Consider the following 13,075-nt stretch of genomic DNA (forward strand, 5'->3'; position numbering starts at 1 on the left):
ATATTTGATGATGGAATTTGCAAATAAGGAATATCTTTTGTTGCTTTTATTGTTGATTCCCTACATTCTTTGGTATTTTCTCCATAGAAGAGGTAGTGAATCAACAATGAGAATGGCAGATACGTTTGCCTATGAATATGCAGCTAAGAGTTTTAGGGTAAAGATGATTCATCTCCCAATGTTCCTCCGTTGCTTGACCTTCACTCTTGTTGTGATAGTACTGGCGCGTCCTCAGACTCATAGCCCAATAACCAATGATTATTCGAATGGTATCAACATCATGTTAGCCATGGATGTTTCTACCAGTATGCTTTCACAAGATTTAACTCCCAATCGAATGGAAGTTGCTAAAGATGTTGCAACAGAGTTTATCAGTGCCCGTCCTACTGATAACATAGGACTTACAATTTTTGCTGGTGAAGCATTCACACAATGTCCGATGACTACAGACCATGCTTCGCTTTTGAATTTGCTCAAGAATGTTCGTACTGACATCTCTGCCAATGGCTTAATTCAAGATGGAACAGCTATTGGCATGGGATTGGCAAATGCGGTTAGCAGACTTAAAGATGTTAAAGCTAAAAGTAAAGTTGTCATATTGCTGACCGATGGCAGTAACAATATGGGTGATATCTCCCCTATGACAGCTGCTGAAATTGCTCAAAAATTTGGCATTAGAGTTTATACAATAGGGTTGGGGTCTGATCAAATTGCATCGATGACTTCAGGGATGATAGGCGAAATAGATTATAAAACCTTGCAAGACATCGCTGTGGCAACAAACGGAGAATTCTATCGGGCTCAAAGCCGGCACGAACTTTCGCAAATATATAAGGACATAGATAAATTGGAAAAAACAAAGATTAGTTCTACAAACTATGGTAAGCGGTATGAGGCATACATGCCTTTTGCAGTCTTAGCTTTGCTCTTGTTCCTTTTGGAGATAATGTTGAGGACAACAATTCTAAAACGTATTCCATAATAATAGTCAAAGTAAAAAAGATTTGAAATAATAGAATGTTTAGATTCGATCATCCATTATACCTCTGGTTGTTGTTACTGATACCAATATTGGCCATCATCTATTTGGCATGGGTTCGTAAACGAAAAAAGCGCATGTTAAAGTTTGGTGATTTCAATTTATTGCGACAGCTTTCCCCCAGTTATTCAATATATCGGCCTTTTGTAAAATTTCTTCTTATGGAATTAACATTGGCATTGATGATAATAATGCTTGCACGACCGCAAATGGGAACCAAGGTATCTACTGATAAACGTAAGGGTATTGAGGCTATCATTGCGATGGATATAAGTAATTCCATGTTAGCAGAAGATGTTGCTCCATCTCGGTTGGAGAAGAGCAAGATGATGGTTGAAAATTTGGTTAATAACTTTACAGAAGACAGAATTGGGCTCATCGTCTTTGCTGGAGATGCTTATGTTCAATTGCCTATTACTGCAGATTACGTTTCAGCGAAGATGTTTCTCAATAACATCGATCCATCGCTAATAGGTACGCAGGGAACTGATATTGGAGAAGCTTTGGATTTAGCAATGCATAGTTTTTCTCAAGACACTAAAACAGGAAAAGCCATTATTGTAATAACAGATGGAGAGGATCACGAAGGAAAAGCCGAGAAGATGGCAAAAAAAGCTAGTAATATGGGGATTAGGGTTTTCATTCTTGGTATTGGCTCATCAAGTGGAGCCCCAATTCCATTAGGTGATGGTGAGTATCTAAAAGACAGTAAAGATAATACTGTTATGACAAGGCTTAATGAATTCATGTGTCGGCAGATTGCATCTGCTGGAGATGGGCTGTATTTACACATAGATAATAATTTTGCAGCCGAAAAACGTCTTAACACCGAATTGGGGAAAATGCAAAAAGGGAATTTAGGTGGCACTGTATATAGCGAGTTTGATGATCAGTTTCAGGCTGTAGCAGTTTTGATAATTTTATTATTAATTATTGAAACCCTGATACTTGAAGTAAAAAATCCGATTTTGGGAAAATGGAATATTTTTCATAAAGATCCGAAGAACAAAGCAGTGGCAGTTATTATATTATTGATAATGACTTTACCGACCTTCGCACAAGGTGATAGACAGTTGATTAGAGATGGAAATAAATTCTTTCATAAGAGAAATTATTCTCAAGCAGAAACTAATTATCGAAAAGCGCTGAGCAAAAATGCGCACAATGGGACTGCATTGTTTAATTTGGGATGTGCTTTACAAGCTCAAAATAAAGATTCACAGGCCATACAGCAGTATAATCAGGCCGTTAAGGTTGAACACAATTCCCTTCGTCGTGCTAGTTCATCCTACAATCTTGGTACTGTCTATCAGAAATTGAAGGACTATGACAAAGCTATTGAAGCATACAAGAATGCTCTTCGAGACAATCCAAAACATGACAATGCACGATATAATTTATCTTTCTGTATGAAACAAAAACACAAACAACAGCAAAATCAAGATAAGAATCAGAATCAAAATAAAGATAATAACAAAAAACGACAAAAGAAAAGTCCTCCTAAAGACGACAAAAAGAAACAACAAAACAATGATGAAAAATTGAGCAAAGACAACGCCGAACAGTTGCTTAATGCAGCTATGCAAGAAGAAAAAGCAACACAAAAACGTTTAAAGAAAGCAATGCGACAACCAACAAGAAGAAATATTGAAAATAATTGGTAGAGATGATTATGAGACGATATATTTATATTTTACTGATGATTATCATACCGACCATAATGCTGGCACAGCACGTCCGTGTTGCTGCTCCAAGGCAAGTGATAGTTGGCGAACAATTTCAAGTCGAATATACAGTTTACACAGATAATGTAGAAAATTTCAAGTTTGGAAAACTTCCCAATGGTATTGAAGTACTTGCTGGACCTTATGTAGCAAAGCAATCGAGCTATCAAGTTACAAATGGACATACAAGCAGCTCATCTTCAGTCTCATTTGACTATGTTCTTATGGCTACCAAGAAAGGGAATTTTACACTCCCTCCTGCCCGTATTACAGTAAATGGACAGAACATTGCTTCAACACCTGTCAAGTTTTCCGCATCTGGAAATGTCAATGTAAGCCGTTCTGCTAATATGAATAGAAGTTATGGAAATGAAATTGAGATTACTCGCCCGGAAAGTAAAAATATTGGTTCAAAAGATCTATTCATTAAAGTTACGGCAAATAAAACAAAAATTCACGAGCAAGAACCTGTCGTTTTGACTTATAAGGTTTATACTTCGGTTGATTTAGTAAGTCTGGCCGGAAAGATGCCCGACCTCACTGGCTTTCATGTACAAGAAGTGAAACTTCCACAGCAGAAGTCGTTTCATTTAGAAACGCTTAATGGACGTAAATACAAATGTACAACATGGTCTCAATATGTCTTGTTCCCGCAAGTCACTGGCAAGATAAAGGTTCCCGCAATTAATTTTCATGGTAAAATACGCCCATCTTTTAATGATTTTGATCCATTTGCATTTATGTCAAACGGAGATGATATTGACAAAGATGTAGTTGCTCCAAGTGTCGTTTTGAATGTAATGCCTTTACCCCAACAACCTGATGGCTTTTCTGGAGGTGTAGGAAAATTCAATATCAGCGCACAATTGGACAAAAGAGAGTCCAAAGAGGGAGTTCCTGTGAAATTACGTGTAATTGTAAGTGGTGCTGGAAACCTGAAGTTGATTAAACAACCTACTGTTAGTTTTCCTAAAGAGTTTGATGTTTATGATCCAAAAGTCATCGATAAAACAAAGTTGGGAGGAAGAGGTTCTGAGGGTAGTATGATTTATGACTTTATTGCTGTTCCTCGAACCAAGGGTGAATATACACTACCTTCGGTGAAATTTGTCTTCTTTGACACTTCTTCTAATAGTTATAAAACCGTCCAAACGCAATCATTTAAAATAAATGTGGCAAAAGGGGACGGCACTTCTGAAAGTTTGGTTCAGCAAGCGGGAAATGGAAATAGTGATATTAGAGGTTTAAAAACTGGTAAAGGTCAGCTTGATGGTGTTAAGTCGTTCTTTGGATCAGTTGCTTATTGGTTGACATTATTACTTGTCATTCTTCTTTTTATTGTTTTGCTTCGCTTGCTGAAAAAGCGCTCCCATTTAAACTCTGACATTGTTTTGTTGAAGGGGAAAAATGCTCAGAAAGTAGCTATTAAACGAATGCGCAAAGCCCATCAGCTCATGATTCATGGTAAATCTACTGAGTTCTATGATGAGATTCTACATGCACTTTGGGGCTATATCGGAGACAAACTTAATATTCCTGTTGAACAGCTCTCGCGCAATAATATCAATGAGGTATTTACGAACAGAGACGTTGATAAGGATACTGTAAATAAATTCATTGAAGCACTTGAAGAATGTGAATTTCAACGTTATGCCCCAGGTGATGAAAATGGAAATATGAAAATTACATACGATAAATCAATTTTGGCTATTTCTGAAGTCGAGAGTGTTATCGACGATAGTAAGCGTAACATAAAGACCTCCAAAATGATGTCGTCTGTATTCATTTTAATCTTTGGAGGACTCCTTTGGGCGATGCCGGCATTGTCTCAAAATAAAGTACAAGCGGATGAGGCATATCAGAGAGGTGATTATGAATATGCGATTAAGACTTATAAAGCTGTTATTTCTAAAGAAGCTACCGCTGATTGTTATTATAATTTAGGAAATGCCTATTACAAGAATAATGATATTCCTAAAGCTATCATTGCTTATGAACGTGCACTCCGTCTTTCTCCAAGTGATAAAGACATCATTTATAATCTCCAACTTGCACAGTCGAAAACCTTTGATCAGTTGTCGCCAAAATCAGAAATGTTCTTCATTAGTTGGCTAAAATCTCTCATCGACTCTATGAGCATTGACGGATGGGCCTATCTAAGCATTATCTCTTTATGCTTGGCCTTTGCACTAACGCTATTATATCTTTTTGCTCAAAGGGTTGGTTTAAAAAAACTTGGTTTTTTCCTTGCTATGCTCTCTTTCTTTATTTTTATAGTTTCCAGTATCTTCGCATTCTATAAGCGTTCAATAATGATTAATAACCATTCTGCTATTGTCATAGCACCAACGGCCTGTGTTAAAATCACTCCCGATTCCAAAGCAAAGAATATTATTGTTATTCACGAAGGGACAAAGCTTAACATCACTGACCGAACTCTTGGTGATTGGTATGGAGTTACGTTATCAAATGGCGATGCTGGCTGGATCAAGACCACTCTTATAGAAGAAATTTAATAAAATCTTATTGATGGGTGTAGAGGATATAGTGAGATATGACAAAACTCTATTGTCAATGATGAATGGAAGTAATAATATTTTCATCGACCAGTTGGTCTTGTTATTAACCAATGAATATACATGGATTCCTCTTTATATTTCTCTTCTCTATCTGGTTATTAAGAATAATGAGTCCTTGGGGCAAATATTGCTTATTTTAATGACAGTCGGATGCTGTATGCTGTTATCAAACGGTCTTAATGGGGGATTCATTAAGCCTTTTGTGGGACGTATTAGACCTTCTATAGATTCTTCATTCACTGAAAGTATAAGCCTAGTGGACGATTACACAGGTCATGGGTATAGTTTTTATTCAGCCCATGCTTGTAACACCTTTACCATTGCGTTGTTTATTAGTCTTTTAGTAAGGAGCAAACTGCTCTCAACCCTTCTTTTCAGTTGGGCTCTTTTAAATAGCTGGAGCAGGCTTTATCTTGGAGTTCATTATCCTTCTGATGTATTAACTGGCATAGTTGTCGGTTGCGTTATTGCAACTTTAGCATATTCTTGTTTTTTATACATCTATCGTTTAAGAAATCCAAAGATAAACTATGTTTCAACTCAATTTACAAAAACTGGATACAGTCTCACAGATATAGATTTGGTAATGACATGTTTTTTTCTAACACTTATTTTCTGTATTATTTGTGCAGTTATTAATTTAGGAATTTAAAATATTAAGATGATACAAGATACAAAACATATCAAAATTTCTGACTATAGCTATCAGCTACCTGATGAGCGAATAGCAAAATTTCCGATTACTCAAAGAGATCATAGTAAGCTCTTATTGTATAAACATGGTAACGTTTCTGAAGATGTATTTTATAATCTGAACAAACATTTGCCCAAAGGTGCTTTAATGGTTTTCAATAACACGAAAGTTATCCAGGCCCGTTTGCATTTCCGCAAGGAAACTGGTGCGTTGATTGAAATTTTCCTTATGGAACCTGCCAATCCTACAGATTATGAGTTAATGTTTCAAACTAATAGAAACTGTTCGTGGCTGTGCATGATAGGGAATTTAAAGAAATGGAAAGAAGGAGTTCTGTCCCGTGCATTTGAGATTAATGGAAAGAAACTCGTGCTTTCTGCTACAAGACAGGAAACCAAGAGCACTGCGATTGGTGGGGGGACTAATCATTGGATAGATTTTACTTGGGACAACAAAAATGTTTCCTTTGCAGAAATTCTTGAGGCTGTGGGAGAATTACCCATTCCCCCTTATCTTAATAGGGATACACAGGAGAGCGACAAAACCACCTATCAGACGGTTTATTCAAAGATAAAGGGTTCTGTTGCTGCGCCCACAGCAGGTTTGCATTTTACTGATGCAGTTCTTAAATCTCTTGATGACTCTGGAATTGTTAGAGATGAGCTCACACTTCATGTAGGGGCGGGTACATTCAAACCTGTTAAAAGTACAGAGATAGCAGGACATAGTATGCATACAGAATACGTGGTCGTACATCGTCATACTTTGGAACGTCTCCTTGAACACGACTGCAACGCAATTGCAGTGGGTACAACAAGTGTCCGAACTTTGGAGAGTCTCTACTATATGGGGGTGAAGCTGGAAACAAGGCCAGATGCACAGGAAACTGATTTACATGTAAGCCAATGGGAACCTTATGAATATGCGCATGATGAGAATGGGCTTGTATATGTCAATGGGGAAATAATTTCTGTTACAAAAGCAATAGAGAACTTATTAAACTACCTAAAGCGTGATGAATTAGAAGGGCTACATTCAAGTACCCAAATCATCATAGCGCCAGGATACAAGTATAAGATTGTAAAGATGTTGATTACAAATTTTCATCAACCACAATCAACTCTTTTACTACTTGTTAGTGCATTTTTGAATGGTGATTGGCGAAAGGTGTATGACTATGCACTGTCTCATGATTTTCGTTTTCTTAGCTATGGTGATAGCAGTCTGTTGATACCGTAGCAATAAAATCATTAACGATATGAAAATAGGAGATAAAGTTAGATTTCTAAGTGAAGTTGGTGGAGGGATAATATCTGGATTTAAAGGGAAAGATATTGTTCTTGTTGAAGATGAAGACGGTTTCGAAATTCCGACACCTATTAACGATGTGGTACTTGTTGGAAATGAGGATATTTCACTTGCCAAGATTAATAGGAACGAAAAGGAGATTCAGGAAAGAGAGGATGGTAACCACAGGTCTATCAAAGCCCGATTATCAGAAGATCCGGAATCAACCAGTCCAATTACGGAAGAAACCGACATCATGGAATCGGATGATTCTTCTCTTCCAAATAGGAAACTTGCAGTGGCTAATGAACTAGCCTCATATTTAGCATTTTTGGCTAATCCACTTAAAGAAGGAGTATTTTCATCATATTTGGTTAATCAATCTAACTACTGCTTGCATTATGTTTATGCAATAAAGAGTGAGAACAATTGGTGCTGCAAATCAGAAGGAGAGATAGAACCTAATTCAAAATTATTTATAGAGGAATTTACCTACACTGATTTAAATTCTCTTCAAGAAGCCAATATTCAGCTCATTGCGTTTAAAAGGAATGGCAATTTTGAGTTGAAGCCCGCATCTGATGTACGTGTTCGCATAGATGCGACTAAATTTTATAAGCCAAACTCATTTAAAGAAAATGATTTCTTTGAACAACCGGCGCTCCTTTATTCAATTATTGATAGTGAAAGAATAACTAAACAAGATGATAACTTGGCTTCCGATATTTTTGACACCTTACATAAGCAACAATCTGAAATTATGGATCTTCTGGCTATAAGAACCGGAAAAGAAATAGAAAAACGCCATACAAATCACCAAAGTAAGCGACAACTTACCAAACAATTGCTGAAAAATGATAAAATTGTTGTAGATTTGCATGCAAATGAGTTATTAGATACAATTACAGGAATGTCAGCAAAAGATATTTTAGACTATCAGCTTCATACATTCCAAACTATTTTGGAACAGTATAAACATAAAAATGGTCAGAAAATCGTTTTCATTCATGGAAAAGGCAACGGAGTGCTTCGTCATTCCTTGATTCACGTACTCAACTATAAATATAAAAAATATAAATATCAAGACGCATCATTTCAAGAATATGGATACGGTGCGACCCAAGTAACGATAATAACCTAAATACTATATGCGATGAAATGTGGATTTATCAAAGTTGCAGCAGCCATCCCTGCGGTTCGAGTTGCTGACACAAAATTCAATCTTGAGTCTATTGAAGAACAAATAGCAATTGCAGAGGGGAAGGGTGTTGAAATAATTGTCTTTCCCGAACTTTCATTGACAAGCTACTCTTGTCAAGACTTATTTCGCCAGCAACTTTTGCTGGAAGATGCCGAACATGCAATTTTAATGCTTTTGGCCTTTACTCGCCAATTGGACATTATTGCCATTGTTGGGGCTCCTGTATGCGTAGGGCCTTTAACACTGAACTGTGCCGTTGTCATTCAACAAGGTAAAATTTTGGGAATTGTCCCCAAGACCTATTTGCCAAATTATGATGAGTTCTATGAAAAGCGTTGGTTTGCCTCGGCAAAGGATTTGCATCCGACACAGCTTCACTATGCTGGTCAATGTATCAACGTATCAAATGATATGCAAATATTTCAAACTGCAAGTGGAGTAAAATTCGGATGTGAAATTTGCGAGGACGTTTGGGCGCCGATAGCACCAAGTAGCTATTTGGCATTGGCAGGAGCTGAAATAATCTTCAATCTGTCAGCAACGGACGAGCTCTTCGGCAAACATCAATATCTAAAGGAAATGCTGATGCAGCATAGTGCTCGTCTTATGGCAGCCTATGTATATAGCAGTTGCGGATTTGGAGAGAGCACGCAGGACATCGTCAATGCAGGAAATGCTATAATCTATGAGAGTGGACAACTGGTTGCCTATTCTGAGCGTTTCAGCCTTGAGCCACAGATGCGCATTGCGGAAATTGATATGGATAAGCTGCGTAGTGAACGGCGAAATAATACTACGTTCTGTGGGGTACAGAGAACTCTCGGAACAGAACCATTAGGCATCAATGGTCCATTTAAAATCAATGAGTATATAAATTGTGGCGCTCCGAATAATCCTGAAAAAGAATTCATTCTGACACGTTACGTTGATCCCCATCCTTTCATGCCAGAAAGTGCCGATAAAAAATCTGCTTGTCATGAAATGTTCAATGCGCAAGTGTTTGGTCTTATACGACGTCTTGTTCATACAAAATGCAAGAATGTGGTGTTAGGTGTGAGTGGTGGTCTCGATTCGACACTGGCTTTACTTGTTTGTGTATGGGCCTTTGATCGATTGGGATACGATCGAAAAGGAATTATTGGTGTTACCATGCCTGGTTTTGGAACCACAGATCGCACATACAATAATGCTATTAAGTTGATGGAGGAAATGGGCATCACGATGAAAGAAATTGATATTAAGGAGTCTGTTATTCAACATCTTAAAGATCTCGAACACAGTATTGAGAACCATGACTCCACTTATGAAAATGCACAAGCTCGCGAGCGTACGCAGATTCTTATGGATTTGAGTAACAAGTATAACGGTTTAGTGATAGGAACGGGTGATATGAGTGAATTAGCCCTGGGCTGGTGTACATTTAATGGTGATCACATGAGTATGTATGCTGTCAATTCTGGTGCTCCGAAAACAACCATAAAAGACTTGATTAGGTATTATGTTGACAATGAGGACAACGCAAACATTTGCGCTTGTTTGATAGATGTGATTGATACTCCTATTTCTCCAGAACTCCTTCCGGCAAACGATTCTGGTGAAATAGAGCAAAAGACAGAAGATATTGTTGGGCCTTATGAACTTCATGACTTCTTCCTTTATTATGTTCTACGTTATGGTTATCGTCCGTCAAAGATTCTTTTCCTGGCTCAGTCGGCCTTTGCGGGAAGATACACAGATGAAGTCATTAAGGAAAAAATGCAAATATTCTTCAAACGGTTCTTCAATAATCAGTTTAAGCGTTCTTGCTTTCCAGATGGTCCCAAAACATCTGTAGTTAGCCTTTCACCACGCGGGGATTGGCGCATGCCTTCTGATGCAATGGCTACAAATTGGCTTGCAGAACTTGAAAATTTGTAAATGAAGAAATTTGTTTTGACCTTTTCCTTATGGATGATTGTCATATTGGGGTATGCCCAGTATGACAATTATCTACATATACCGACCATAGACATACTTAGATACCAATTACAAAAGAAAAAAGACGCATCAGCCATAGCACCATTCAGACGCTACGGGTTAAGAAGAATAAGGGCAGCTAAATATGTTCCTGACTCTGACCCCAGACATATTTGGGGCTGGCACTTGAAAGCCAACACCGAATATGATATAAACCGAGACCAACTATATAAACTTTTTAAAAAGGCTGATTTCACAAGTATCGGAATTATTGATACACAAAATGGAGACTTAGAAATAGTCTTTTGGGATAAATTCTATTACCAGATATTTACAAACGAGTTGCGACAATTCGGTTATACGTCTTCGTTGAGTAACAAAATGACGAATGTAATACAATTTCGTAAGGCAGACACCAGCGTTTTGGTAGATGTGACGATTTGGTATGATATTTATATCATGCGATTTTTTACTATTTAACTTGGCTGAAGTCACCTTTGGTTCACCCACAATCCAACACAAACTCACCAATAACGAAGATTCTACTTTGCTGTAAGGTATATTGGGTTCCTCCAATATTGAGTTCTTTAGATGTACGAATATTTTTATCCAGCTGCATAAGAGGTTTTAACTGGATATGCGTTAATTTTGTCATTGTATTTTTCAACTACCGCCTCTAATCGTGAAATAATTCTCATTTCGGCCTCATTCTCCCACATTCTAAACTCAACATCTTCACCATATTCATGACAAAATTCCACCAATTGGTCAATATTAAAATTATTAGAAACAATTCCAGCACCTTGATTCATTGCCTCGAATGCATTGCATTCTTGTTCCACGTGTGCAGGCACCAGCAACACTGGTTTCCCCATATACATGGCTTCGCAAACGGATTCGAAGCCTCCTGTTGTTGCATAAGCCTTGCTATTAGCTAAATAATGAAGGAATTTCTTGTCATCGATACGATGGAAAGTCAATGTTTCATCAATTATTGTAGTTTCCGCGGCATCTTTCCTATCCCAGAAAAAATGAAGATTAAGTTTCGGATTTCTTTTGTGCCATTCTATCACATTTTCGCTAAATCCGGCATTTAGAATATATCCTAACACATAATCGCCATGATGTCTTGGTATGCTTGTAGCTTCAGAACGGAGTAGGGGAGGGACGATAGATAAATTTTGAATATTGTCATCTTCGTACTTGCGGAATGACAGCGCGAGTTTTTTCTTAGCTCCCAAGCATGTGACCTTTGTAAATGCTATCATTAGTTGTTGACTGAATTTGTGCTCTTCTGGCAGCTGGTATTCAGGATGTAAAAACATATATTGATGCCCAATACATACTTCCGGAACTTGAGGTTGATAGAGATAATAGGTTATGCCAGTCAGAACTTCATAAAAGTTTATAACTAAATCGGCCCCGGACTTGTCAATATGATTTTTCAAAAAGTGAATGCTTGACATATAATTTGGAGACTTGATGATGTTATAAATAATAGAACGAGTCAGACCTATGTGCTTATTTGTTTTTGATGGAAGAAAATTTGGACTGAGAAAAGTCTGAATGGGCGCTTGGGCACGGTCGATGAAAAATTCAGGAAGTTCACGCGCGCAACTTTTACCAACAAGAATACCAACTACAGAGTGACCATTGTCTGTCAACATTTTTTCTAAAGTTAAGGCCTGTGTTAGGTGCCCACGCCCTTCCCCTTGAACAACAAATAATACTTTCATTTTTTATTTGATTTAATTTTAGTTGCAAAGTTAATTCAGCAATATTTCAATAAGGTTTATTTACTAATAACAAATGACAATTATCTTGTTTCATTTTAGTTTCAAGTGTTTTTCCAATAGAGGAATCAACTATAATCCTTTGAAAGGTAATATTGCGAGCACGGCAAGTTGGTGCGGAAGTTGATAAGATTCCCCTATGTGGCAGTTGACATAATCTTTCGGCTCGCAATAGTTGACCTTTCGTAAATGAAAAGCTAAGCTATCACAGTGTAAAAGATGACCTTTTGGAAATTGGAATATATCGCACTGATTATTAGATGTTTATGAAGAGGTGTTTGTTGGCCTCTTGTGGGTGATACTAAGTTGCTCAAATAAATTGAAAAAGTGGTACTGTCCTATAAAAGTGTGTAAGCTTCTTTTTTCTTATCTTTGTATTTGTAAACTATAAAAAAGGAAAAAATGAAACTTACACATTCGCAAATTTCGGAAATTCTTTCGAATTACACAAGTAGCAGCGAGGGTTTTGTTACCCTTCAGTCATTAATCATGAACTCCCTGATGTATCATGAACGAGAGATGTTCGTCAGCGAAAATGCCCATGAGCAATGCAATGGCTTCCGTTCCCGTCGTTGGTACAGTCACGGCTTTGAGTTCTCGCTCCGTATTCCGCACAGTCGCAGCGGAAACTTCTATTCCATTCTCTTAGGAGTGATACGCAGCGAAAGCGAGGAACGTGCCAAATTGTTCAACCTCCTCTACACCAAAGGTCTTACCACTGAGCAGATAGGCGAGATTTCCAATTGCGTCTATGGTCGTTCCTACAGCAAGCAGCAGGTATCGCATCTTGCCGGCAGCTGCC

At 37.7% G+C, this 13,075-nt stretch carries 10 protein-coding genes; 9 read left to right on the forward strand and 1 reads right to left on the reverse strand.

Annotated features, from left to right (window positions below; genetic code table 11):
• Nucleotides 1–10: 10 nt before the first annotated feature.
• From H515_RS0106955 to H515_RS0106990, 8 genes are read left to right on the forward strand one after another with little or no spacing between them, the layout of a single operon-like run.
• Nucleotides 11–982, forward strand: coding sequence for a vWA domain-containing protein (locus tag H515_RS0106955; protein ID WP_025876789.1), 972 nt, complete (start codon nt 11–13; stop codon nt 980–982).
• Nucleotides 983–1,017: 35 nt separating this feature from the next.
• Entirely contained in the window at nt 1,018–2,703 is a 1,686-nt protein-coding gene (locus H515_RS0106960) for a VWA domain-containing protein (RefSeq protein WP_025876787.1), read from the forward strand.
• Nucleotides 2,704–2,711: 8 nt separating this feature from the next.
• Nucleotides 2,712–5,279 carry a BatD family protein gene (locus H515_RS0106965; protein ID WP_025876785.1) on the forward strand — a complete coding sequence of 856 codons (2,568 nt, stop codon included), beginning with the start codon at nt 2,712–2,714 and terminating at the stop codon, nt 5,277–5,279.
• Nucleotides 5,280–5,337: 58 nt separating this feature from the next.
• On the forward strand, nt 5,338–5,994 hold the full coding sequence (locus H515_RS0106970) for a phosphatase PAP2 family protein (protein WP_238300147.1): 657 nt from the start codon (nt 5,338–5,340) through the stop codon (nt 5,992–5,994).
• A gap of 9 nt (nt 5,995–6,003) precedes the next feature.
• The gene (locus H515_RS0106975) at nt 6,004–7,275 is read left to right on the forward strand and encodes an S-adenosylmethionine:tRNA ribosyltransferase-isomerase (RefSeq protein WP_025876781.1); all 1,272 of its coding nucleotides are present in this window, start codon (nt 6,004–6,006) and stop codon (nt 7,273–7,275) included.
• Nucleotides 7,276–7,294: 19 nt separating this feature from the next.
• Nucleotides 7,295–8,464 carry a Smr/MutS family protein gene (locus H515_RS0106980; protein ID WP_025876779.1) on the forward strand — a complete coding sequence of 390 codons (1,170 nt, stop codon included), beginning with the start codon at nt 7,295–7,297 and terminating at the stop codon, nt 8,462–8,464.
• 12 nt (nt 8,465–8,476) lie between these two features.
• The gene (locus H515_RS0106985; protein WP_025876777.1) at nt 8,477–10,441 is read left to right on the forward strand and encodes an NAD(+) synthase; all 1,965 of its coding nucleotides are present in this window, start codon (nt 8,477–8,479) and stop codon (nt 10,439–10,441) included.
• Entirely contained in the window at nt 10,442–10,960 is a 519-nt protein-coding gene (locus H515_RS0106990) for a hypothetical protein (RefSeq protein ID WP_025876775.1), read from the forward strand. It abuts the gene before it with no gap.
• A 125-nt stretch (nt 10,961–11,085) separates the two neighbouring features.
• On the opposite strand, the gene H515_RS0106995 is transcribed toward H515_RS0106990, so the two are convergent.
• Entirely contained in the window at nt 11,086–12,216 is a 1,131-nt protein-coding gene (locus H515_RS0106995) for a glycosyltransferase family protein (protein ID WP_025876773.1), read from the reverse strand.
• Nucleotides 12,217–12,675: 459 nt separating this feature from the next.
• On the opposite strand from H515_RS0106995, the gene H515_RS0107000 reads away from it, so the two are divergent.
• Nucleotides 12,676–13,075 (forward strand): transposase (locus tag H515_RS0107000; protein ID WP_028901764.1); only part of this gene is annotated, 400 nt, incomplete at its 3' end.

The organism is Prevotella corporis DSM 18810 = JCM 8529 (genome assembly GCF_000430525.1).
Taxonomy (GTDB): Bacteria; Bacteroidota; Bacteroidia; order Bacteroidales; family Bacteroidaceae; genus Prevotella; species Prevotella corporis.